The following is a 23618-nucleotide window of genomic DNA, read 5'->3' as shown; positions in this document are numbered from 1 at the left end:
AGTGAGAATCCTCTGATTCTTGGCTAGATGATGGCAAAAAACCCACTTCCCCCCACTTTTCGCCACTTGCGCACACTATAGGAATCCGCCCGCCGCACCGTCAAGGCGCGTTCATACGGAAAACCCTTAGAGCAAGGCGATTTAGCGTACAAAAGGAAGAGGGAAAAACAATCCGAGGTGCCTGGGCGCGGCAAAAACCCGTTCAACTCAAGCAGATAGCTCGTCGAGTTAAAGTGTTTTATGAAGATTAAGATTTTTTCGGCATTACCGATGCGCACTCTGCCGTCGGTCGATGGCAGGGAAAAGAGGCGGAGAGTCGGTCTGTAAGCCGGGTTCTGTCGAGGACAGTCATTCCTCTACGACGGCCATCACTGGACGCCTTTAGCAACCTACCCGGTTCCGACGCGGGCCACGCCATAAGGAACCCTATTTGGTCTTGCTTCGAGTGGGGTTTACCTAGCCACGAACTGTTGCCAGCCGTGCGGTGCGCTCTTACCGCACCTTTTCACCCTTACCGGTACCGAAGTACGTAGGCGGTTATTTTCTGTGGCACTTTCCGTAGGCTCGCGCCTCCCAGGCGTTACCTGGCACTCTGCCCTATGAAGCCCGGACTTTCCTCCCCCCTCTTTTGCGGAACAAAAGAAGGCAGCGACTGTCCAACCGACTCTCCGCCGCCAAGGGTAACGGCAGAGCGCTTTCATCACAAGCGACATCGTGCTCGATGTTGATTTGCCGCTACTGGCCTTTCTGCAACGACAGGGCAAATTGATACAGCACGTTCTTGCGCACGCCGGTAATTTCGGCCGCCAGCGCCGCTGCTTTCTTAAGCGGCATTTCGGCGAGCAACAGACCCAGCACCCGCTGCGCTTGCTTGTCGACCAACTCGCCTTCCTCCGGCGCGCTCCAGCCGCCGACCAATACCACGCATTCCCCGCGCTGCTGGTTGGAATCGCCCGCGACGAACGCCCGCAATTCGCCCAACGGCAAGCTGCGGATGGTTTCGAAGGTTTTGCTGATCTCGCGCGCCAGTACCGCAGGCCGCTCGTCGCCGAAGATCGCCTGCATGTCTTCCAGGCATTCGAGAATACGGTGCGGGGCCTCATAGAAGATCAAAGTGCGCGGCTCTTCCTTGACGTGCTCCAGACGCGTGCGCCGGCCTGCCGCCTTGGCCGGCAGGAAACCTTCGAAAATGAAACGGTCCGAAGGCAGCCCGGCGGCGGACAACGCGGCGATCAGCGCGCAAGCGCCCGGCACCGGTACGACGGGAAGACCTGCCGCACGTACTTGGCGCACCAGGTGGTAACCCGGATCGGAGATCAGTGGCGTGCCGGCATCGGACACCAAGGCCACATCGTCGCCCGCCAATAGACGCTCGAGAAAGCGCCCGCCTTCGTTGCGCTCGTTGTGCTCATGACAGGCCGCCAAGGGTGTGCCGATCCCGAAGTGCTGCATCAGGCGGATGGAATGGCGGGTGTCTTCGGCAGCGATGAGCGCGACATCGGCCAGTACCTTCAAGGCGCGCGCGCTCATGTCGTCGAGATTGCCTATGGGCGTGGCGACCACGTACAGCGTGCCTACCTTGGATTTCTTCGCCTCTGCCGCATCGGTCACTGCACTCACCCACTCGTCTGGAACAAAACCGCCATTGTAACGCGAGCGCCCGCAATCATACGCAACGAAGTTGGTCTACATCCTCTGACACGCCGCCTATATTGATGCGTGCACCTATGCGACATCGCGCCCCGGCCACCGCTTGGGTACAATTGCCGCCCACCTAGACCATGTAACAGGATCCTTCCATGATCGCTTGCCTGCGGCTGCTTTCAGCCTTATGCCTCGCTGCCCTGCTCGCAGCCTGCGTCAGCTCGCCCTCATCCAACCTGGGCGAATTACCGCGCACGCCGGATGCCAGCATCGAACAGTTGCTCGACAAGGCCAGCGCCAGCAAGTCTGCCAAGGATACCGCCTTGCTGCGCCTGAGCGCTGCGGACCTGGCCTATCAACAGAAGGACTATCCACGCGCCGCAAGCATCCTGGCGCAGGTGCCGCTGGACTCGCTCAAACCGGCCCAGCAGATTTTTGCCAGCACCCTGGCAGCGGAACTGGCGATGAGCCGCAACCAACCCAAAGCTGCGGTCCAGGCGCTTGCTCATCCGAGCCTGCAACACTTGGGCGAATTGCCACAGGCCCAGCAAGTGCGCACTTACAGCGTGCATGCCGCAGCATTCGAAGCAGACGGTCAAACGCTTGCCGCCGTCGAGCAGCGTGTGCTGCTGGCGCCACTGCTCAAGGATCAGGCTGCCGACGCCAACCGTGACGCGATTTGGAACCTGGTCGCATCGCTGCCGGCCGAGCAGCTGCAACCTGCCGCCAACGCCACGGTCTCGGGCTGGACCAGCCTGGCCCTGGCGGTGAAAACCGCCGGCACCCTCGAGCAGCAGCAAGCCGCGATCGAATCCTGGCGCCAGCAGCACCCCGAGCATCCGGCGGCCGTACAACTGCCGACGCCTCTGCTCAAGCTCAAGGAGCTAGCCAGTCAACCGCTGACCAAGATCGCCCTGCTGTTGCCCCAGGAAGGCCCATTGGCGAACGTAGCCAAAGCGCTGCGCGATGGCTTCATGGCAGCTCAAGCCCAGGCCCGACAGAGCGGCCAGCAGGCACCCGAGATCCAGGTGTTCGACAGCTCGCGTCTAAGCTCGCTCGACGACTTCTACCGCCAAGCCCAAGCCGCCGGAGCACAACTGGTGGTCGGCCCGCTGGAAAAGCCCCTGGTCAAGCAGATGGCCGCCTACCCTAGCCTGCCGATCACCACCCTTGCCCTGAACTACGCCGAAGCCGGTCAAAAAGCGCCCGCCCAACTGTTCCAGTTCGGCCTGGCCGCCGAAGACGAAGCGCGCGAAGTCTCCCGCCGTGCCCACGCCGACGGCCTGACCCGCGCAGTGGCCATGGTCCCTACCGGAGAATGGGGCGACCGTGTTCTGGCGGCCTTCCGCCAGGACTGGGAAAGCAACGGCGGCACACTGCTGGCAGCCCAACGCATCGGCCAACCGGTGGAATTGGCCGGGCAGATCGCTCAACTGCTGCAACTGCGCCAGAGCGAAGGCCGTGCGCAGAACCTGCAGAAGGCCGTCGGCGGTGACGTGGCCGCGCAGCCTTCGCGCCGCCAGGACATCGACTTCATCTTCCTGGCCGCCACGCCGCAACAAGCCCAGCAGATCAAGCCCACCCTGAACTTCCAGTACGCAGGCGACATCCCGGTCTACGCCACCTCGAACCTCTACAGCGCCAGCGGTGACGTCAACCAGTACAACGACCTGACCGGCGTGCGCTTCTGCGAAACGCCCTGGCTGCTCGACACCAGCAACGCGCTGCGCCAACAGGTCGTGCAGCAGTGGCCACAAGCCGCAGGCAGCCTCGGTCGTCTGTACGCCATGGGTGTGGACGCCTATGCGCTGGCGCCTCGCCTGGGCCAACTCAAGGCCTTGCCGGACAACCGCATCCAGGGCCTGTCGGGTAGCCTGAGCGTCAACGACAACCAGCGCATCGAGCGCCAGTTGCCATGGGCGGAGTTCGCCGGTGGCCAAGTCAAGCGCTTGCCCGACACGCCACGCTGATGGATAGGACACCGCCTGTTAGCGCAGGCTTTGCCGCCGAAGATCACGCCCTGCACTGGCTGCAGGGGCAAGGTTTGCAGCTGGTAACGCGCAACTGGCGGTGTCGCGGCGGTGAGCTTGATCTGGTCATGCTCGACGCCGATACAGTAGTATTCGTCGAAGTCCGCTATCGGTTGCATGCCAGCCATGGCGGTGCCCTCGCCAGCATCGACGCGCGCAAGCAGCGAAAGCTGGCATTGGCGGCAAATCTGTTTCTGCAACAAGAATCCTGTTGGGCCACCTACCCTTGCCGCTTCGATGTCGTCGCGATGCAAGGCAGCGGCCATGCCGGTCAGCCGCTGCAATGGGTGAAAAACGCCTTCGACTGCTGAACCCGATTCGCTTATTCAGCTCTATGTTTCGCGGGCAGTACCTAGTTGCGCCGCGCGCCGGCCACCGCCCCTTTTAAGGTCACACCCGATGGACATGCAATCTCGTATCTGCCGGCTCTTTCAAGCCAGCATCGACACCAAGCAACAGGCTATGGAAGTCCTGGCACCGCATATCGAGTATGCCAGCCTGGTCATGGTCAATGCCCTGCTCAACGAGGGCAAGATGCTCGCCTGCGGCAACGGCGGCTCGGCCGGCGACGCCCAACATTTTTCGTCCGAACTGCTCAACCGCTTCGAGCGTGAACGTCCGAGCCTGCCCGCCATTGCGCTGACCACCGACAGCTCGACGATCACCTCCATCGCCAACGACTACAGCTACAACGAAATCTTTTCCAAGCAGATCCGCGCCCTGGGGCAACCCGGCGATATCCTGCTGGCTATCTCCACCAGCGGTAACTCGGCCAACGTGATCCAAGCGATCCAGGCCGCGCACGACCGCGAGATGGTGGTCGTCGCCCTGACCGGGCGCGACGGCGGCGGCATGGCTTCGCTGTTGCTTCCCGAGGACGTGGAAATCCGCGTACCGTCCAACGTCACCGCACGCATCCAGGAAGTCCATCTGCTGGCAATCCATTGCCTGTGCGACCTGATCGACAGCCAACTGTTCGGGAGTGAAGAATGATTTCCAAGCGTCTAGGCCTCATGGCCTTTACCCTGTGCCTGGGTATTTCAGGCTGCAGTTCCATCGTGTCGTCGGCACGCAACTCCCCCATCGACGACGACCGCGGCACGCGAACCATCGGCAGCAAGATCGACGACTCGCTGATCGAAACCAAGGTTTCGGTGAACGTCGGCAAAGCCAGCCCAGACCTCGACAAGGGCTCGCACATCGTCGTCAGCAGCTACAACGGCGTGGTCCTGCTGGCCGGACAGACCCCACGCGCCGACCTCAAGGCCCTGGCCGAGCAGACCGCCAGCCAGGTGCAACGGGTCAAGCGCGTGCATAACGAGCTGCAGGTGATGCAGCCCTCTTCGATCCTGGCGCGCAACAACGATGCGTGGCTCACCACCAAGATCAAGACGCAGATGCTGGCTGACACCAACGTCCCTAGCTCGCGCATCAAGGTGATCACCGAAAACGGTATCGTCTACTTGCTGGGCCTGGTGACCAATGGCGAGGCCACTGCGGCCACCAACGTCACCCAGGGCGTGTCCGGCGTGCAGAAAATCGTCAAGCTGTTCGAATACATCGACTGACTCCTGCTGCCCCATGAAAAAGGCGATCCCTGCGGATCGCCTTTTTCGTTACTTGACCACCTTCAGGCTAGGACGCCCGCTTGGCCGAGGCGGCTGGCCGCCACCGTCCCGGGAATCGTCGTCCGCGCCGAAACCTTCCTCGTCGAGCGCCAGGTCGTCTTCCTCCAGAGAGGGCTCCAGCTCGAAGACCATGCCTTGGCCGTTTTCCCGCGCATAGATGCCCAGGATAGCGCCCGTAGGCACGTAAAGGCTGTGTGGAACGCCGCCGAAGCGCCCTTCGAAACTCACGGCTTGATTATCCATGTGCAAGCTGCGCACGGCGCTGGGCGATACATTGAGGACGATCTGACCATCGCTGGCGAAACCATCCGGCACTTGAACTTGCGGGTATTCGGCATTCACCAGCATATGGGGCGTGCAATCGTTATCGACGATCCACTCGTAGAGGGCTTTAACCAGATAGGGGCGACTGGAATTCATCACCGGCTCCTTAAACGTTGCGCATTTCGCGCTCGGCGGACGACAGGCTTGCCATGAATGACGGGCGAGCGAACTGTCGTTCCATGTAATCCAACAACGGCTTGGCTTGCCGCGGCAATTCGATGCCCATGCTCGGCAGGCGCCATAGGATGGGCAGTAGACAACAATCGAGCAGGCTTTGCTCCTCACTCATGAAACAGTTGAACTCGCCGAACAATGCTGATACCCCGATCAGGCTCTCGCGCAGGTTCTTGCGCGCCTCAAGGCTCGCAGCCTTGGCACTGCGTAAATCCAGGACGACATCGGCCAGCGTGCACCAGTCCCGCTGAATGCGATGCATCAACAACCGTGTGTTGCCCCGCGCCACTGGGTACACCGGCATCAGCGGCGGATGCGGATACCGTTCTTCGAGGTACTCCACGACCACGGTGGGTTCGTACAGCGTCAGATCGCGGTCCACCAGGGTCGGGACACTGCCATAGGGGTTGACCTCGACCAGCTTCGGCGGCAGGTGCGCGGCATCGACGTCGATGATCTTTACACTGATCCCCTTCTCGGCAAGCACCAGACGCACCCGGTGGGAATAATGGTCAGCGGGGTCGGAATAACAAGCCAACCCATTGATGACGTCCATCACGTGACTCCTCGCATAAACATGCGTGCAATACCCTAAACGCAAACGCGCCCCGAGACGGCGCTGGCTGACTGCCAACGCCGCATCGGAGCGCGTTCAACTTCCCGCTATGGCTGCGCGATCAGTGCACGTCCTTCCAGTACTCGCGCTTGAGGAAATAGGCGAATACGAAGAAAACGGCCAGATACAACAGCACATAGGTGCCGATACGCTGGCTCTCCAGCTTTACCGGGTTGGCCGAATAGGCCAGGAAGGTCACTAGATTCTTGACCTTCTCGTCGAACTGTTCGGGCGCCAGGGTACCGGAATTCGGCTCCACGGTCAGCTGATCGCAGGCTTCATGGGTCAATGGAGTACCGGTCAACGGATCGAACTGCCTCTTGCCCTCGACGACGGTCTGCACCTGCTTGCAGCCGATGACCTGGTTGCCCTGCAACCCTGCCAACACATTGGGCATGCCGACGTTGGGGAACACTTTGTTGTTGACGCCGTAGGGCCGCGACGGGTCGGCATAGAAGCTGCGCAGGTAGCTGTACAACCAATCTTCGCCGCGCACGCGAGCCACCAGGGTCAAGTCAGGCGGCGCGGCACCGAACCAGGTCTTGGCATCCTGCGCCTGCATGCCGATCTTCATGTGGTCGCCGATCTTGGCGCCGGTGAACACCAGGTTTTCCAGCATCACGTCGTGGGGAATGTCCAAGTCGTCGGCCACGCGCTCGTAACGTTGGAATTTGGCGCTGTGGCAACCCATGCAGTAGTTGGCGAAGGTGCGCGCGCCGTCTTGCAGAGCGGCTTTGTCGGACAGGTCGACATCGACCTTGTCCAGCGTCACGCCATGCTCCGCCGCCCAGGCGGACAGCGGGAAGAGAGCCAACAACAGTACAACAATCAGCTTATTCATCAGCCAGTCACCCTTTCCGGAACCGGTTTGGTCTGTTCGAGCCGGGTATAAAACGGCATCAGCAGGAAGTAGGCGAAATACAGCGCGGTGCACACTTGCGAGAGCAAGGTCCGGCCAGGGGTCGGCGCTAGCACGCCCAGTACGCCCAGGATCACGAAGGACACGCAGAACACCAGCAGGAACACTTTGCTCAGCCACCCCTTGTAACGCATCGAGCGCACCGGGCTGCGGTCGAGCCAGGGCAGTACGAACAGCACCGCGATCGCCGCGCCCATGGCGATCACTCCCATCAGCTTGTCGGGCACCGCGCGCAAGATTGCGTAGAAGGGTGTGAAGTACCAGACCGGCGCGATGTGCTCAGGCGTCTTGAAGGCGTTGGCTTGCTCGAAGTTGGGTTTTTCCAGGAAGTACCCGCCCATTTCCGGGAAGAAGAACACCACCGAGCAGAACACGAACAGGAACACCACGACGCCGACGATATCCTTGACCGTGTAGTACGGGTGGAACGGAATGCCGTCGAGGGGAATGCCGTTTTCGTCCTTGTGCTTCTTGATGTCGATGCCGTCAGGGTTGTTCGACCCCACCTCGTGCAGCGCCAGGATGTGCAGCACCACAAGCCCGAGGATGACGATGGGCAGCGCCACCACGTGCAAGGCGAAGAAGCGGTTCAGGGTGATGCCGGAAATCAGGTAGTCACCGCGAATCCATTGGGTCAGGTCGTCACCGATCACGGGAATGGCGCCGAACAGCGAAATGATCACCTGCGCGCCCCAATACGACATCTGCCCCCAAGGCAACAAATAGCCCATGAACGCTTCGGCCATCAGCGCCAGATAGATGAGCATGCCGAACAGCCATACCAGCTCGCGGGGCTTTTGGTAGGAACCGTAGAGCAGGCCGCGGAACATGTGCAGATAGACCACGATGAAGAACGCCGAAGCCCCGGTGGAGTGCAAGTAGCGCAGAATCCAGCCGTATTCCACATCGCGCATGATGTATTCGACCGATGCGAACGCCTCTTCTGCCGAGGGCGTAAAGCTCATGGTCAGCCACACACCGGTGACGATCTGATTGACCAGCACCAGCAACGCCAGGGAGCCGAAGAAGTACAGAAAGTTGAAGTTCTTCGGGGCGTAGTACTTGCTCAGGTGCTCTTCCCACATCTTGGTCGCGGGGAAACGCGCATCGATCCATTGCATGAACTTGCTCATCACACGTTCTCCTGATCGACGCCGATGACGACGATGTCGTCCGACTCATAGGCATGGGGTGGCACAGGCAGGTTGAGCGGCGCTGGCTGCGATTTGTAGACGCGGCCCGCCATGTCGTAGTGCGAGCCATGGCAGGGGCAGAAATAGCCGCCGACCCATTTGGGGCCCAGGTCGACCGGCGCCACTTCGGGACGGAACGTGGGCGAGCAGCCCAGGTGCGTACACAGCCCTACGAGGATGAGAATGTCCGGCTTGATCGAACGCGTCTGCGCGTCGACGTAAGTGGGTTGATCGGAGGCCTTGGACTGTGGATCGGACAGATCGTCGACGATCTTTTGCAGGTTACCCAGGATCTCCGCCGTGCGTCGCACGATGAACACGGGCTGGCCACGCCACTCGGCCACCATCTGCTGACCTGGCTCGATCTTGGCGATGTTGACCTTGACCGGTGCCCCCGCCGCCTTGGCCTTGGCACTGGGAAACCATGACCCCACGAACGGTACCGCAGCGCCGACTGCCCCCGCTGCACCCACCACCGAAGTGGCAGCTACAAGGAAGCGGCGCCGCCCTGCATTGACGCCGTCATTACTCATTCAGTCCTCTCCCCATCCGCGTTCACGACCCGTTCTGCGGGCCTGTCATCAGGCAATATCTGTGGCACCAAAAATTGGCCGCCATGGTAAGAAACAAGCCCACACAATGACAAGGTGATTAGCCGCAGGGCGGCGCCAACTCTCGCATTGCTTGATCTACGTCTATAAGGCGAGACGAAGCGGGTACGGACGAGGCCAATGCGCAGGCAAAAAAAAACCCGATTCCAAGGAATCGGGTTTTTCTCGACTGCCGAAGCGCGATTAACGCTTGGAGTACTGAGGACGCTTACGCGCTTTACGCAGACCCACTTTCTTACGCTCGACTTCACGAGCATCGCGGGTGACGTAGCCAGCGCGGCGCAGTGCTGGGCGCAGGGCTTCGTCGTATTCCATCAGAGCGCGGGTGATGCCGTGGCGGATTGCGCCGGCTTGACCGCTGACACCACCACCGGCAACGGTGACGTAGATGTCGAACTTCTCAAGGTTCTCGGTCAGTTCCAGCGGCTGGCGAACAACCATGCGAGCGGTTTCGCGGCCGAAGAACGTGTCCAGAGGACGGTTGTTGATGGAGATGTTGCCAGTACCTGGACGCAGGAACACGCGAGCGGTTGCGGTCTTGCGACGGCCAGTGCCGTAATTTTGAGTCGCCGACATAATGAACTATCCCGTTAGATCTTCAGTTCTTGAGGCTGCTGAGCAGTGTGTGGGTGAGCAGCACCCGCGTACACTTTCAGCTTGCGGTACATGTCGCGGCCCAGCGGGTTCTTAGGCAGCATGCCTTTGACCGCGGTCTCGATCACGCGCTCGGGGGCCTTGGCAAGCAACTTCTCGAAGTTGATTTCCTTGATACCGCCCGGGAAGCCGGAGTGGGAGTAGTACATTTTGTCTGTAGCTTTGGCACCAGTGACACGTACCTGCTCGGCGTTGATGACGACGATGTAGTCGCCGGTGTCAACGTGAGGGGTGTATTCTGCCTTGTGCTTGCCGCGCAGACGAAGAGCGATTTCGGTGGCAAGACGACCCAGGGTCTTACCAGCGGCGTCGACGACGAACCAGTCGCGCGTTACTGTTTCCGGTTTAGCAGTAAAAGTTTTCATTCTCTAAAGCCTCAGAGGCCGCCCAGCGAAAATTAAGACGGCGAATCTTACTGGTTAGTGCATCACTTGACAAGTCAAGCGCGCAGCCGCATGCGGACGCTATAGGGGGCTCGGGTCGGCGCGTCCAGATTCGGCAAAGGTTTCTCGTACAACGCGGTGCATCACTTCCGCAGCGCACGAAGGCGCATAATTATCCAGATTACGTGGGAAATTTCAACCCGCTTCGATCATTTTCTATCAGAGGAGACAGACCCACATGGAACAACGCAAGTTGGGGGATACCAAGCTCGACGTCAGCGCCCTGTGCCTGGGCACCATGACCTGGGGCGAACAGAACGACGAGTCCGAAGCGTTCGCGCAAATCGCCATGGCCCGTGACCACGGTGTCAATTTCATCGATACCGCCGAGATGTACCCGGTTCCCCCTCGTCCAGAAACCTATGCGGCCACCGAGCGCATCATCGGCAACTGGTTCCGCCAGCACCGCGATCGTGACCAGTGGATCCTGGCGAGCAAGATCGCGGGCCCCGGCAACGGCATCAGCCACATCCGCGACGGCCAGCTCAGGCACAACCGCCGCCACATCGTCGAAGCGCTCGACGCCAGCCTGCAACGGCTGGGCACCGACTACCTCGACCTCTACCAGCTGCACTGGCCGGAACGCAGTACCAATTTCTTCGGCAAGCTCGGCTACCAGCACCTGCCGCATGATCATTTCACGCCCTTGGAGGAAACCCTGGAGGCGCTGGACGAACAAGTCCGCGCGGGCAAGATCCGCCATATCGGCCTGTCCAACGAAACGCCTTGGGGCACCATGAAGTTCCTGCAACTGGCCGAGAGCCGTGGCTGGCCGCGGGCGGTGTCGGTCCAGAACCCTTACAACCTGCTCAACCGCAGCTTCGAGGTCGGCCTGGCGGAGGTGGCGATCCGCGAGCAATGCGGCCTCCTGGCCTATTCCCCGCTGGCCTTCGGCATGCTGTCGGGCAAGTACGAACAAGGTGCCCGACCGGAAGGGGCGCGCCTGACCCTGTTCAGCCGCTTCGCCCGCTACTCCAACCCGCAGACCGTCGCCGCTTGCAGCCGCTACGTGCAGCTGGCCCGCGAACACGGCCTGGACCCGGCGCAGATGGCCCTGGCCTTCGTCACTCGCCAGCCGTTCGTGACCAGCAACATCATCGGCGCGACCAACCTCGAACAGCTCAAACTCAACCTCGACAGCAGCCGCCTCAACCTCAGCGACGAACTGCTCGCGGCCATCGAGGCCATCCACCAGGACCAGCCCAACCCGGCGCCATGACCACGACGGGGCGCTTCGGCGCTCTCCTCTGCCGTTTCGCGCTAGACAGCGACGAAAAAAGGTAAGACGATCCAGCCACGGATTGACCACTTACCCCTATAAGAACAAAGACCATGACGCCCATTTCCTCTCGTGCTCACTTGCAGCGCGTCAGCATCCTGGCCACCGATCAGGTGTTCGCCTCGACCCTGATGCAGGCCAAGGATTTCTTTCACCTGGCCAGTCTGCGCTACAGCCGCCAGCTTGGCCTGAGCCCACAGCCGATGTTCGAGATCTGCCTGGTCAGCCCCGACGGCCAAGCGGTCGATAGCTTCAGCAAGGTGCGCATACCCGTCGACGGCGGCCTGGACGATGCCGACGTGATCATCCTGCCGGCCTTCTCCGACGACTTCGACCGCCTGCTGGCCAAATCGCCCCAGGTGCTGCCTTGGTTGCGCGCGCAGCATGCTCGCGGAGCGGTACTCTGCGGCGAAGCCAGCGGGGTATTCTGGCTGGCCGAGGCCGGGCTGCTCGACGGCAAGGAAGCGACCACCTACTGGCGCTTCTTCAACAGCTTCGCCGAACGTTTCCCGAAGGTCAGGTTGAATCAGGACAAGCACCTGACCGACGCCGACAACCTGTATTGCGCAGGCGGCACCACCTCGGCGTGCGACCTGTACATCTACTTGATCGAGCGCTTCTGCGGCGCCAACGTCGCGCAGGCGGTCGCCCGCGACATCCTCTACGAGGTGCAGCGCAACTACACGCCAGGGCGCATGGGCTTCGGCGGCCAGAAGTTGCACCAGGACCTGATCATCCTGCAGATCCAGCACTGGCTGGAAGACCACTTCGCCGACAAGTTCCGCTTCGAGGACGTGGCCCGCAACCACGGCATGAGCATCCGCAATTTCATGCGCAGGTTCCAGGGCGCCACGGGCGACAAGCCCTTGCACTACCTGCAACGCTTGCGCATCGAAACGGCCAAGGGCCTGCTGTCGAGCACACGCAAGAGCATCAAGACCATCAGTTACGAAGTCGGTTACGACGACGCCAGCTTCTTCGCCCGGCTGTTCCGCCAGCACACCGACCTTTCGCCCAACCAATATCGCCAGCAGTTCATGCAGGACAACGACCGACCCGCCGTGGCCAACGGCAGGTGAGCCGAGCGCGCCACCACCAGCAACGAAAAAAGCCGGGCAGACTCAGGTCTGCGCCGGCTTTTTTGTAGTGGCTGGAGGCTGCGACGTACCGTTTAAGGCTTGTGCGCGCGCGACAGGAACTCGTGGGATTGCATTTCCAGCAGGCGGCTCAAGGTGCGTTGGAATTCGAAGCTCAGACGGCCGCCGGTATAGAGGTCCTTGAGTTCGACTTCCGCCGAGATGATGAGCTTGACGTTACGGTCGTAGAACTCGTCGACCATGTTGATGAAGCGACGGGCGATGTCGTCGGAGGCGACGCCCATCTGCTCGACGTTGCTGAGCAGCACGGCGTGGAAGATCTTGCCCAGTTCGATGTAGTCGTTCTGGCTACGCGGGCCATCGCACAGGGCGCGGAAATCGAACCAGGCGACATCGTCGCAGGTGCGCAAGGCGTGGATTTCGCGGTTTTCGATCATCAGCACGTCGTTTTCCACCGCCTGCGTGCAGTCGGGCGTCAGTGCCTTGAAGCTCTGGCGCAGGCTTTCGTGGGCAGCGTCGTTGAGCGGGTAGTGGAACAGCTCGGCCTGTTCGAGATGGCGCAGACGGTAGTCCACGCCGCTGTCGACGTTCACCACATCGGTGTACTGCTTGATCATGGCGATGGCCGGCAGGAAGCGCGCGCGCTGCAGGCCATCCTTGTACAGGCCGTCCGGCACGATGTTCGAAGTGGCCACCAGGGTGACGCCGTTCTTGAACAGCTCTTCCATCAAGGTGCCGAGGATCATGGCGTCGGTGATGTCGGAGACGAAGAACTCGTCGAAGCAGATGACCCGCGCCTCGTTGGAGAAACGCTTGGCGATGACGGTCAGGGGGTTCTTCTCGCCCTTGAGGGTTTTCATTTCCTCGTGCACGCGCTTCATGAAGCGGTGGAAGTGCGTACGCATCTTCTGCGGGAACGGCAAGGCTTCGAAGAAGGTGTCGACCAGGTAGGTCTTGCCGCGACCGACGCCACCCCAGAAATACAGGCCCTTGACCGGGGTTTGCTCCTTGCGGCCGAACAGCTTGCCGAGCATGCCCGGTTTGTTGTTCTGCGCCGCCAGCAGGTCGTCGTACAGCCGCTGCAGGTGACGGACCGCCGTTTCCTGCGCTGCGTCGTGGAAGAAGTCGGGACGTTTGAGATCTGCTTGGTATCGTTCTAGAGGCGTCATAATTCGCTAGCGAGGCAACAAAACCGGGCCGTCACTGTAGCGACGGCCCCGAGTAATGGCAATCAGACTTGCGTCAATCTGCCTCAGGCCTCGACCGGCTGCAGCGCCGCACGCAGCCTGGCGATGGCTGCATCGCGCGCTTGCGCATCGGCGAAGGTTGGGCCTTCGGCGACCGCTTCGCCTTCCAGCCAGAGGCTGAAGCCCAGGCCTTCCACGCGCACGTCCGCCTCACCGCCCTGCTGCAATCGCTTGCTGACCGCGCCAGCGCTCTTGCCGTCGGCGAATGTGCGCGAGAGCAGCAGTTGCTCGCCATCGGCAGCCAGCAGGCGGAAGCGGAAGCTGCCGTCCTGTTCGCGGAAACTGACGAAGCGGGCACTCTTGGCGGCCTTCTTGGCGACTTCGGGCGCGGCCTGAACGATGTTGCGGAACGAACGCAGGCCTACCGCTTCGCGCAGCTGCTCGAGGAACGGCGTGGCGGTGCGGCGCGCCTTGGCGGCACCGGCGAGCAGGATGTCTTCGAGGTCTGCCGGACGGGCCAGCAGCTCGTGGTAACGCTCGCGTGGCGCGGCCAGTTGGCCGTCGAGCAGTTGGAACAAACGCTGCTTGGCCTCGCCCCAGCCCAGGCCCTGTAGCAGGTCGTCGCGCAGGGTTTGCGCCTGGGCCGGGGTGGCGAAGGCCTGGAACAGGGTGAACAGGTGCGAAGTGTCGGGATCTTTCGCCTCGCCGGGCGCGCGCGAGTCGGTGACGATGCGCGAGATGGCGTCCTTCATGTCCTTGGCGCTGGCGAACAGGGGGATGGTGTTGTCGTAGCTCTTGGACATCTTGCGCCCGTCGAGGCCCGGCAGCGTGGCGACGCTTTCCTCGATCACCGCTTCGGGCAGAGTGAAGAACTCCTTGCCCTGACCGAACAGGTGGTTGAAGCGCTGGCCGATGTCGCGGGCCATCTCCACGTGCTGCACCTGGTCGCGGCCGACCGGTACGCGGTGGGCGTTGAACATGAGGATGTCGGCGGCCATCAGCACCGGGTAGCTGAACAGCCCCATGCTGACGCCGGCATCCGGGTCTTCACCGTTTTCCAGATTCTTGTCTACCGAGGCTTTATAGGCGTGGGCGCGGTTGAGCAGGCCCTTGCCGGCGACGCAAGTCAGCAGCCAGGTAAGCTCGGGGATTTCGGGAATGTCCGACTGGCGATAGAAGGTGACTTTGTCAGGGTCCAGGCCACCGGCCAGCCAGGTGGCGGCGATTTCCAGGCGCGAGCGCTGGATGCGCTGCGGGTCGTCGCACTTGATCAGGGCGTGGTAGTCGGCCAGAAAGTAGAAGGAATCGACGCCCGGCTGCTGGCTGGCGCGGATGGCCGGGCCGATGGCGCCAGCAAAGTTGCCCAGATGCGGGGTGCCGGTGGTGGTGATGCCGGTAAGGATGCGCGTAGTCATGGGTGTTCGCTTGGTCAGGCTTGGCTCAGTTCGAGAGGCGCGGCAACAGCAGATCTTTCAGATCGGTCAGCTTGCCATGGAAGAAGTGCCCGCATTCTGCCACTTTCAGCAACGCATGGGGGCGTGGCAGCGCGTCAGACCATTCGTAAACCACGCGCGGATCGATGACCTCGTCGGCGTCGGGCTGGATCAGGGTGATGGGGCAACGCTGCGGCAGCGCGAACTGCTCGGTCAGGCGCATCACGGCCGGCGCGATCATGAACAGCTGGTCGATGTCGACGCCTTGGCTTTCGAGGCGCCCGGCCAAGGCCGTGGCCACAAAGCCACCGAAAGAAAACCCCATCAGCACCAGCGGCAGCTGCGGATGACGCTGGCGCAGCCACTGGGCGGCGGCCTCGCCGTCGTCGACCTCCCCCGCGCCCATGTCGGAGCTGCCGGCGCTCTGGCCGACACCGCGGTAGTTGAAGCGCAGCGTGCTGTAGCCGGCGTCGCGGGCGGTGCGTTGCAGGGTCGAGACCACCTTGTTGAGCATGGTGCCGCCTTGCACCGGGTTGGGGTGGCAGATCAGCACCACACCACGGGCGTTCTCCACTTCCAGGTGCAGGCCTTCCAAGGGGCCGATCGGACCGTCGATGACGCAAGGGGTTTCGCGGACAAGCAAGGCTCTACTCCGTGACCTCGGGAGGGGTCGATTCGTCTAGCGGATTGAATTCTGTTCTGAGATAGTTGCGATCGCTCGCGGTATACAGCGCAGGTCTGAGCCGTTAACGTAAAGCAAAGCCGTTTATAGAGGAAGGACTCGTGGAACTCTCGCTCCTTGTTTGGTTGTTGCCGACCCTGGCATTGGTGGTCGGCGTGGTCGCCGGCTTTGTCGCTGCCCGTCTGCTGCCCCGTGCCGCGCCCAATAGCTCGCAACGTCAGCTGGATGATCTCCAGCAACGCTTCGACAGTTATCAGAACGAAGTGGTGACGCACTTCAACAGCACCGCCACCCTGGTCAAGCGCCTGACCCAGAGCTATCAGGACGTGCAGGACCACCTGGCCGAAGGCGCCGACCGCCTGGCGCTCGACGACCTCACCCGCCAGCGTCTGCTCGCCGCCTTGCACTCCGAAGCGCCGCAGCACCACCGCGACCGCCTGACCCCACCACGCGACAGCGCCGACGCCCCGCGCGACTACGCGCCGAAAGCGCCGAACTCGCCGGGCATGCTCGATGAGAGCTACGGTTTGAAGCACTGAACCGCTGAATGACGAAAGGCCTCGCAAGAGGCCTTTTTTTCGGGCGCGGGTTTTACAAGGAAGGCGCACGAGCGAAGGCACGGTCACTCAGCCTTCCGGCGACTAGCTGCGTACCTGGACACTGCCCAAGCCAGTCCGCGCAACGTTGCAAATCTGCATGGACAGGCGCCTTCACTGCCTGCTCAGCGCGGACCACCACTCATGCCGGGGCCCCCACCCCCATGTCCGCCGCCGCCTGGCGGCATGAACAACCAGCACCCCGAGAGACTGGATACCATCGCGGCTACCACCACACGCAAGACTTGCTCCAATTTCATTACGACGCTCCGAAACCTGGGAAACAGGTGCCTCGTCCACTCACGGAATCGGCACCGCCGCGAGTATGGAATCAAGCCCGGCCTGGCCGTTGCGGCTTTTACCTATCTTTACCTTCCATGGAAACCTTGCGGACGATCGTCTTTGCTTCGGCTAGCTGCGTGCCTACTCGCTGATGAGAGGTTCTTCACGGCTTTTTCGGCTATTGTTCTCGCCCATCCAGGGATGGCCGTGCTGGGCTGACGGCAGCCGCTTACAGATAGGGAATCGGATAGTCTGCGAGATCAGGTCGATTCGCAGGTCATCGCCGCCAGGTTTGATGGCTGCAACGGAAAAGCCTGCCCAAAAGGGCTAAACGTGTTGATATCGCGTACAAGAACGCCGGTTTGAAGATGTGTTGGCTCGCACGGATATCGCTGTGTACCGTCTTTCAAACGCAGACCTCGAGTGCCTGTCGCACATCCGCCAGCAGATCCTCCACGTCTTCGAGCCCCACCGACAGGCGCACCAGCCCATCGGAAATACCATGGTGCGCGCGCTCCTGCGCGGTATAGCTGGAATGGGTCATGCTCGCCGGATGCTGCGCCAGTGACTCGGCGTCGCCCAGGCTCACTGCGCGGGCGAACAACTGCAACGCGTTCATGAATCGCCGCCCCGCCTCGACGCCGCCCCCGAGTTCGAAAGCGACCATGCCGCCCGGCAAGCGCATCTGCCGCTGTGCCAGCGCGTATTGATCGAACGACGGCAAACCGGGATAGCGCACCCACGCCACGTTCGCCTGGCCTGCGAGCAGTTCGGCGACCTGCTGGGCGTTGCTGCAATGGCGCTCCATGCGCAGCGACAGGGTCTTGATGCCACGCATCAGCAACGTAGCATCGTGTGGCGAGAGTACCGCACCCGTCATGTCCTTGAGCCCTTGCAGGCGAATCCGCTCGATCAGCGCCTTGCGCCCCACCACCAGCCCGGCAGTGAGGTCGCCATGGCCACTCAAGTACTTGGTCGCCGAATGCACCACTAGGTCGGCACCCAGCGCCAAAGGCTGTTGCAAGTAAGGCGTGCAATAGGTGTTGTCGACCACCACGACCAGATCATGCCCACGCGCCACCCCTGCCACGGCAGCGATATCCACCAAGCGCATGTTCGGATTGGCCGGCGTTTCGAAATAGATCATCCGCGTGTTCGGCGTGATCGCTGCCTTCAAGGCGTGTACGTCAGCGAGGTCGACATGCCGCACCTTGACCCCGAACTCACCGATGCCGTGGTGCATGAAGGCGAAGGTGCAACCATAGACGGTGGTACCTACGATCAGCTCATCGCCCGGCCGCAGCAACGTCCACAGTGTAGCGGTGATCGCGCCCATGCCCGAGGCCAGCGCCAGCCCGGCCTCCCCTCCTTCCAGCGAAGCCATGCGCTGCTCGAGCAGCGCCAGGGTCGGGTTGGAGATGCGGCTATACACGTGCCCGTCGGCCTCGCCGGCAAAACAGGCGGCGCCGTATTCGGCTGAGGCGAAAGCGTAGGTCGACGTCTGGTAGATCGGGGGAACCAGCGCGCCACCATGGGACAGCGGATCGTAGCCATGGTGGATGGCGCGGGTGGAGAAGCCTGGCGTTCTGTTGGCGTTGTTCATGGCCGGCACCTGCGGGGAGTTGCTCTAAGCTTATGCCTGGACCTGCCGGGTTTTTTGCCGTTTTGCCCCGATGCGGGACCGATGCTCGGCAACGAAAACAATAAATCCGCACATGCAAGGGCATCCCATGCCAATCGACCTCGACCGAACCGACCGTGCTTTGTTGGATGCGCTCCAGCGCAACGCCCGCCTGACCATCGCCGAGCTCGCCGACCAGGTCGCGCTCACCACCTCGCCCTGCTGGCGCCGCGTCAAACGGCTGGAGGAACATGGCTACATCACTGGCTACCAGGCCGTGCTGTCGCCCAAGGCGCTGGGCTTCGGCGTCACGGCGTTCGTCAGCATCATGATGGACTCCCATGGCAAGGACGCCGCGCAGGCGTTCGAACAGCGACTGATGGACATTCCGCAGATCGTGGCCTGTCATCATGTTTCCGGGCGCTACGATTTTTTGCTCGAAGTGCTGGCGCGGGACTTGGAGTCGTTTGGCGAGTTCGCTCGTGAAATACTGCAGCGCCTGCCTGGCGTCAAAGAAATCTATTCGAGTTTTTCCTACAAAGCCGTGAAGCACCAACGCGTGATTCCGACGCGTTGATGCGCACGAGCCCGACCCTATACCACTCGATCATCGGCGGTCTTGCGCCCACTGTCAGCCAATGCGATCTCGACCACTCGCTCCGCAGACAAATCGCGCGGGGCGGCTGTACCCTCGAAGTAGACACTGGGCCAAAAGATCAAATCCGATATCGCACAGTTGGGAAGGTTGGCTTCCAACATCTCCAGCCAGAAATTGAGCGAATGTTCAGGCCCTTCTGCTGCCATGACGCGCCGTACCAGCTCGACCAGCTCTTCCCGTGTGACATCAGCCAGCAGGCGAACCGAGGATGTTGCCAATACCGTGCGCGCCCATGTGATGTGATCCTGGCCGCCCTCTATGCCTTGCAGCTCGTAGAAATCGAACTGGGCCGAAGCAAGCTGGTTGAGCTCTTGCAGCAGCGGCGCCACTGCATGCTGATCGCCGCCATCGATGGTCGACACCAGATAAGTCAGACGCTTGACCAGCGCTTTGTCCAAGACAGGGGGCATCAGCTCGGTGCGAAGTTTCATCCGTTCCGTTCTCCGTGGGCTGGGATGGTATACGCCAATACTTGTGCGTGTAGTGGATGAATATCCAGCACCAACTCTACCTCACTCTGTCGCAGGGCATGGTGTAGGACGCTTCCGGTTTTAAGTTTCTAAACAAGGCTTGGTCTTTTGGTTAGCCACAAAAAACCCCGCCGAAGCGGGGTTTTCCGTACAACCTCAGCGCTTAGATCGCGCCACGCCGACGCAACGCATCCAGCACCTGCTTCACGCCTTCCTCGACGCTGCTGTTCTGCGTGTCGATCACCACATCGGCGTCCAGCGGCACATCGTACGGGAAGCTTTCCCCCGGGATGTTGTCGCCTTCGGCCGCATACAGCCCTTGTGGATCGCGGGCGCGGCAGGCCAGGGGCGAGGCCTGGACGTAGACGGTCAGCAGGCGGTCCTGGCCGATCAGCGCCTTGGCCTGTTCGCGGCCTTCGGCGTCCGGAGCGACGAAAGCGGCCAAGGTCAGCAGGCCGGCTTCGTTGAACTGGCGTGCCACGTGGGCGGCACGGCGCCAGTTCTCGGTACGACCGGCGCGGTCCTGCGGCAAGCCTTTGTTCAGGTCGTGGCGCAGGTTCTGACCGTCGAGCACGTAGACCGCTCGGCCCATGTCGAACAGTTTGCGCTCCACGGCATAGGCCAGGGTGCTCTTGCCGGCGCCGGACAGGCCGCTGAACAGCACGGTGGCCGGTTGCTGGCCGAAGCGCCGGGCACGCTCTTCGGTGGCGACATGGGCGGTTTTGCCATGCTGGCCGTTGCCACCATGGGGCAGAACCGGCGGCGCGATGATCATGCCGGCGCCGACGGTGCCGTTGGTCAGGCGGTCGATGACGATGAACGCGCCGGTGGTGCGGTTGCTGTCATAGCCGTCCAGCGCCACCGACCAGTCGAGGCTGACGCTCACCCGACCGATCTCGTTGAGCTGCAACGCGCTGGCCGCGCCCTTCTCCAGGGTGTTCACATCGACCTTGTGGGTGATGCTGGCGATCGAGCCCGGCACATAGCTGGTGGCGCGCTTGATGTCGTATTTCTTGCCCGGCAGCATCGGCTCTTCGGCCATCCATACCAGCATGGCGTCGAACTGGTCGGTTACCGGTGGAACGTTGTCGGCATGCACCAGCAGGTCGCCACGGGAGATGTCGATCTCGTCTTCCATGGTCAGGGTGATGGCCTGGCCGGGACCTGCGTTTTCCAGTTCGCCTTCGTAGGTGACGATGGACTTGACCCGGCTGCTCTTGCCCGACGGCAGCACCACCACTTCGTCGCCCTTGTGCACGATGCCGCTGGCGACGGTGCCGGCGAAGCCACGGAAGTTCAGGTTCGGCCGGTTGACGTACTGCACTGGGAAACGCAGGTCGGTGAAGTTGCGGTCGGCCGCCACTTCCACGGTTTCCAGGATTTCCATCAGCGCAGGCCCGGTGTACCACGGCGAACGCTCGCTGCGGTTGACCACGTTGTCGCCCTTGAGCGCCGACATGGGTACGAAGTGCAGGCTCGACGGTTGCAGGTCGATGCGCTCGGCGAAGTCCAGGTAGTCGCTCTTGATTGACTCGAAGACGGCTTCGTCGAAGCCCTTCAAGTCCATCTTGTTGACCGCGACCACGATGTGCTTGATGCCTAGCAGGGAGGCGATGTAGCTGTGGCGGCGGGTCTGGGTCTGCACGCCGTAGCGGGCGTCGACCAGGATGATCGCCAGGTCGCAGGTCGAGGCGCCGGTGGCCATGTTGCGGGTGTACTGCTCGTGGCCCGGGGTGTCGGCGATGATGAACTTGCGCTTGGCGGTGGAGAAGTAGCGGTAGGCGACATCGATGGTGATGCCCTGCTCGCGCTCGGCCTGCAGGCCGTCGACCAGCAGCGCCAGGTCGATGTCCTCACCGGTGGTGCCGGATTTTTTCGAGTCGCGGGTGATGGCCTCGAGGTGGTCCTCGTAGATCATCTTCGAATCGTGCAGCAGGCGCCCGATCAGGGTGCTCTTGCCGTCGTCGACGTTGCCGCAAGTCAGGAAACGCAGGAGTTCCTTGCGCTCGTGCTGGGCCAGGTAGGCGAGGATGTCCTCGCTGATCAGATCAGATTGGTGCGACATGGAGTAACCCTGAAATTAGAAGTAGCCCTGGCGTTTCTTGTCTTCCATGGAGCCCGCGCCATCGTGGTCGATGACCCTGCCCTGGCGCTCGGACGTCCGCGTCAGCAGCATTTCCTGAATGATGTCGGTCAGCGATTCGGCCTCGGACTCGACGGCACCCGTCAACGGGTAGCAGCCCAGGGTACGGAAGCGCACCTTCTTCTTGACGATGCGGGCCTTCTCTTCCTCGGACAGGTGCTCGAGGATACGCTCGTCGTCGATCATGATCAGGGTGCCGTTCTTCTCGATCACTTCGCGCTCGGCGGCGAAGTACAGCGGCACGATCGGGATGCCTTCGAGATAGATGTACTGCCAGATGTCCAGCTCGGTCCAGTTCGACAGCGGGAAGACGCGGATCGACTCGCCCTTGTTGACCTTGCCGTTGTACACGTTCCACAGCTCGGGGCGCTGGTTCTTCGGGTCCCAGCGGTGCTTACTGTCGCGGAACGAGTAGACGCGCTCTTTGGCGCGCGACTTCTCTTCATCGCGACGGGCACCGCCGAAGGCCGCGTCGAAACCATGCTTGTCCAGCGCCTGCTTGAGGCCCTGGGTCTTCATGATGTCGGTGTGCTTGGCGCTGCCGTGGGTGAAGGGGTTGATGCCCTGGGCCACGCCTTCGGGGTTGACGTGGGTGATCAGCTCCAGGCCCATTTCCTCGACCATCTTGTCGCGGAAGCGGTACATCTCCTGGAATTTCCACTGGGTGTCGACGTGCATCACCGGGAAGGGCAACTTGCCTGGGAAGAAGGCCTTGCGCGCCAGGTGCAGCATCACGGCGGAATCCTTGCCGATCGAGTACAGCATGACCGGGTTGTCGAACTCGGCGGCCACCTCGCGGATGATGTGGATGCTTTCCGCCTCCAGCTGTTTCAAGTGCGTCAGTTTGTCGACCATGGCTACTCACGTAAAACGATCTTATGGACGGCCTGCGGGCCGTGTTCGAGCAGGGCACTTTATCACAGGGGTTGCTTCTATTTAGAAGGCCGGATAGATCGAAAAGGCCTAACGATATGACTGGGGGTTTGGGCTAGCCGTTGTTGCTTTTTCGGCTGGGGCCTGCCTCAAATCGGATTCGGACAATCGATGAACAGATGCTCCACGGCGAAGCGCCGCGCCAGGTAATCGCCCAAGGCCTGCACCCCATAACGCTCGGTGGCATGGTGCCCGGCGGCGATGAAGCTGATGCCGTGCTCGCGGGCGCTGTGGTAGGTCTGCTCCGAGGCCTCGCCGCTGATGAACAGGTCGACTCCCGCCGCGATGGCCTGGTCGATGTAGCCCTGGCCACCGCCGGTGCACCAGCCCACGCGGCGAATCATCTGCTCGCCGTCGATCAGCAGCGGCTCGCGGCCCAGCACCTCCTGCACGTGCCGGGCGAAGTCGCGCGGCGAGACCGGCTCGGGCAGCGCGCCGAGCAGGCCGACCACACGTTTGTCGGCGGGGTCCAGCGGGCCCTCGACGGTGATGCCCAATTGCCGGGCGAGCTGCACGTTGTTGCCCACCTCAGGGTGCACGTCCAGCGGCAGGTGGAAAGCCAGCAGGCTGAGGTCGTGTTGCAGCAGGGTCTTCACCCGGCGCTGCTTCATGCCGGTGATGCAGGGGTTCTCGCCCTTCCAGAAATAGCCATGGTGCACCAGCAGCAGGTCGGCCTCGGCCTCTACCGCGGCGTCGATCAATGCCTGGCTGGCAGTGACGCCGCTGACGATGCGCCGCACCTGTGGCCGGCCTTCGACCTGCAAGCCGTTGGGGCAGTAGTCCTGAAAGCCTTTGCTACCCAGGTAGCGTTCGGCTTCGGCGACCAGCGTATCGAGAGCGACAGCCATGGAAAAACTCCTTCAAATCGACCTTGGTGACGGGCGCGCTGCCCGTATAATGCCGGCCATTATGAGCCGCCGACCGCCCCGCGAACACTGCGCGCGGTCGCCGCTCGCCGCAGCGCCGTATCGGCATGTGCCCCGACGTTGCGGCCCCCGCCC

General features: G+C 62.0%; 24 protein-coding genes and 1 other RNA gene. 8 read left to right on the top strand and 17 right to left on the bottom strand.

The window, feature by feature from the left end; translation table 11 throughout:
* Nucleotides 1-308 precede the first annotated feature (308 nt).
* Together rnpB and rsmI are read right to left on the bottom strand one after the other, a co-directional pair.
* Nucleotides 309-668, bottom strand: an RNA gene (gene rnpB / locus B4M43_RS04595) — RNase P RNA component class A.
* Between the two features lie 67 nt (nt 669-735).
* Nucleotides 736-1611, bottom strand: coding sequence for a 16S rRNA (cytidine(1402)-2'-O)-methyltransferase (gene rsmI / locus B4M43_RS04590; protein WP_296265323.1), 876 nt, complete (start codon nt 1609-1611; stop codon nt 736-738).
* A 188-nt stretch (nt 1612-1799) separates the two neighbouring features.
* Here rsmI and B4M43_RS04585 point away from each other — a divergent pair, with 188 nt between their 5' ends.
* The 4 genes from B4M43_RS04585 (at nt 1800) to B4M43_RS04570 (ending at nt 5242) form a co-directional block, all read left to right on the top strand.
* Entirely contained in the window at nt 1800-3614 is a 1815-nt protein-coding gene (locus B4M43_RS04585) for a penicillin-binding protein activator (RefSeq protein ID WP_296264621.1), read from the top strand.
* Nucleotides 3614-3985 (top strand): YraN family protein, encoded by a 372-nt coding sequence (locus B4M43_RS04580; RefSeq protein WP_296265322.1) that lies wholly within the window; start codon nt 3614-3616, stop codon nt 3983-3985. The genes B4M43_RS04585 and B4M43_RS04580 overlap by 1 nt, the downstream gene beginning before the upstream one ends.
* 88 nt (nt 3986-4073) lie before the next feature.
* Complete coding sequence (locus B4M43_RS04575) at nt 4074-4667, top strand: phosphoheptose isomerase (protein ID WP_296264619.1); 594 nt, start codon at nt 4074-4076, stop codon at nt 4665-4667.
* Nucleotides 4664-5242 carry a BON domain-containing protein gene (locus tag B4M43_RS04570; protein ID WP_296264616.1) on the top strand — a complete coding sequence of 193 codons (579 nt, stop codon included), beginning with the start codon at nt 4664-4666 and terminating at the stop codon, nt 5240-5242. The genes B4M43_RS04575 and B4M43_RS04570 overlap by 4 nt, the downstream gene beginning before the upstream one ends.
* 48 nt (nt 5243-5290) lie before the next feature.
* Here B4M43_RS04570 and B4M43_RS04565 read toward each other — a convergent pair whose 3' ends face one another.
* The 7 genes from B4M43_RS04565 to rplM all read right to left on the bottom strand — a co-directional run bounded on the left by B4M43_RS04565 (nt 5291) and on the right by rplM (nt 10158).
* Complete coding sequence (locus tag B4M43_RS04565; protein WP_296264615.1) at nt 5291-5722, bottom strand: ClpXP protease specificity-enhancing factor; 432 nt, start codon at nt 5720-5722, stop codon at nt 5291-5293.
* 10 nt (nt 5723-5732) lie between these two features.
* A complete protein-coding gene (locus B4M43_RS04560; protein WP_296264613.1) occupies nt 5733-6356 on the bottom strand; it encodes a glutathione S-transferase N-terminal domain-containing protein in 624 nt (207 codons plus the stop codon).
* 121 nt (nt 6357-6477) lie between these two features.
* Entirely contained in the window at nt 6478-7257 is a 780-nt protein-coding gene (locus B4M43_RS04555; RefSeq protein ID WP_296264610.1) for a cytochrome c1, read from the bottom strand.
* Nucleotides 7257-8468, bottom strand: a complete 1212-nt coding sequence (locus B4M43_RS04550; protein ID WP_296264609.1) for a cytochrome b — start codon at nt 8466-8468, stop codon at nt 7257-7259. The genes B4M43_RS04555 and B4M43_RS04550 overlap by 1 nt, the downstream gene beginning before the upstream one ends.
* Nucleotides 8468-9061 (bottom strand): ubiquinol-cytochrome c reductase iron-sulfur subunit, encoded by a 594-nt coding sequence (gene petA, locus B4M43_RS04545; protein WP_296264607.1) that lies wholly within the window; start codon nt 9059-9061, stop codon nt 8468-8470. The genes B4M43_RS04550 and petA overlap by 1 nt, the downstream gene beginning before the upstream one ends.
* Nucleotides 9062-9322: 261 nt before the next feature.
* A complete protein-coding gene (rpsI, locus tag B4M43_RS04540; RefSeq protein WP_028696599.1) occupies nt 9323-9715 on the bottom strand; it encodes a 30S ribosomal protein S9 in 393 nt (130 codons plus the stop codon).
* Between the two features lie 14 nt (nt 9716-9729).
* On the bottom strand, nt 9730-10158 hold the full coding sequence (rplM, locus tag B4M43_RS04535) for a 50S ribosomal protein L13 (protein ID WP_296264604.1): 429 nt from the start codon (nt 10156-10158) through the stop codon (nt 9730-9732).
* A gap of 256 nt (nt 10159-10414) precedes the next feature.
* On the opposite strand from rplM, the gene B4M43_RS04530 reads away from it, so the two are divergent.
* Both B4M43_RS04530 and B4M43_RS04525 read left to right on the top strand, forming a co-directional pair.
* Nucleotides 10415-11455, top strand: a complete 1041-nt coding sequence (locus tag B4M43_RS04530) for an NADP(H)-dependent aldo-keto reductase (RefSeq protein ID WP_296264602.1) — start codon at nt 10415-10417, stop codon at nt 11453-11455.
* A gap of 215 nt (nt 11456-11670) precedes the next feature.
* On the top strand, nt 11671-12594 hold the full coding sequence (locus tag B4M43_RS04525) for a GlxA family transcriptional regulator (RefSeq protein ID WP_296265319.1): 924 nt from the start codon (nt 11671-11673) through the stop codon (nt 12592-12594).
* 92 nt (nt 12595-12686) lie between these two features.
* Here the strand turns inward: B4M43_RS04525 and zapE are convergent, their stop codons facing one another.
* From zapE to B4M43_RS04510, 3 genes are all read right to left on the bottom strand, one after another.
* Nucleotides 12687-13781: a cell division protein ZapE gene (gene zapE / locus B4M43_RS04520; protein WP_296264600.1), complete on the bottom strand. Its 1095-nt coding sequence runs from the start codon at nt 13779-13781 to the stop codon at nt 12687-12689.
* 83 nt (nt 13782-13864) lie between these two features.
* Nucleotides 13865-15214, bottom strand: coding sequence for a tryptophan--tRNA ligase (locus tag B4M43_RS04515; RefSeq protein WP_296264598.1), 1350 nt, complete (start codon nt 15212-15214; stop codon nt 13865-13867).
* Between the two features lie 25 nt (nt 15215-15239).
* Nucleotides 15240-15875 carry an alpha/beta hydrolase gene (locus tag B4M43_RS04510; protein WP_296264595.1) on the bottom strand — a complete coding sequence of 212 codons (636 nt, stop codon included), beginning with the start codon at nt 15873-15875 and terminating at the stop codon, nt 15240-15242.
* Nucleotides 15876-16015: 140 nt separating this feature from the next.
* On the opposite strand from B4M43_RS04510, the gene B4M43_RS04505 reads away from it, so the two are divergent.
* The gene (locus B4M43_RS04505; RefSeq protein WP_296264594.1) at nt 16016-16453 is read left to right on the top strand and encodes a YhcB family protein; all 438 of its coding nucleotides are present in this window, start codon (nt 16016-16018) and stop codon (nt 16451-16453) included.
* Nucleotides 16454-17198: 745 nt separating this feature from the next.
* Here the strand turns inward: B4M43_RS04505 and B4M43_RS04500 are convergent.
* On the bottom strand, nt 17199-18395 hold the full coding sequence (locus B4M43_RS04500) for a methionine gamma-lyase (protein WP_296264591.1): 1197 nt from the start codon (nt 18393-18395) through the stop codon (nt 17199-17201).
* A 127-nt stretch (nt 18396-18522) separates the two neighbouring features.
* Between B4M43_RS04500 and B4M43_RS04495 the strand changes: the two genes are divergently transcribed.
* A complete protein-coding gene (locus tag B4M43_RS04495) occupies nt 18523-18990 on the top strand; it encodes an Lrp/AsnC family transcriptional regulator (protein ID WP_296264588.1) in 468 nt (155 codons plus the stop codon).
* Between the two features lie 17 nt (nt 18991-19007).
* On the opposite strand, the gene B4M43_RS04490 is transcribed toward B4M43_RS04495, so the two are convergent.
* The 4 genes from B4M43_RS04490 to B4M43_RS04475 form a co-directional block, all read right to left on the bottom strand.
* Nucleotides 19008-19502, bottom strand: coding sequence for a hypothetical protein (locus B4M43_RS04490; RefSeq protein WP_296264586.1), 495 nt, complete (start codon nt 19500-19502; stop codon nt 19008-19010).
* A gap of 202 nt (nt 19503-19704) precedes the next feature.
* Nucleotides 19705-21606 (bottom strand): sulfate adenylyltransferase subunit CysN, encoded by a 1902-nt coding sequence (cysN, locus tag B4M43_RS04485; protein ID WP_296264584.1) that lies wholly within the window; start codon nt 21604-21606, stop codon nt 19705-19707.
* Between the two features lie 15 nt (nt 21607-21621).
* On the bottom strand, nt 21622-22539 hold the full coding sequence (gene cysD / locus B4M43_RS04480) for a sulfate adenylyltransferase subunit CysD (protein ID WP_296264582.1): 918 nt from the start codon (nt 22537-22539) through the stop codon (nt 21622-21624).
* A 167-nt stretch (nt 22540-22706) separates the two neighbouring features.
* Complete coding sequence (locus tag B4M43_RS04475; RefSeq protein ID WP_296264580.1) at nt 22707-23465, bottom strand: Nif3-like dinuclear metal center hexameric protein; 759 nt, start codon at nt 23463-23465, stop codon at nt 22707-22709.
* Between the last annotated feature and the right edge of the window lie 153 nt (nt 23466-23618).

Origin of the sequence: Pseudomonas sp. UBA6562, from assembly GCF_002434265.1 — a bacterium.
Classification (GTDB): Bacteria; Pseudomonadota; Gammaproteobacteria; order Pseudomonadales; family Pseudomonadaceae; genus Aquipseudomonas.
Note: the sequence above shows the minus strand (reverse complement) of the source record. Positions and strands in the feature narration are given on the sequence as shown.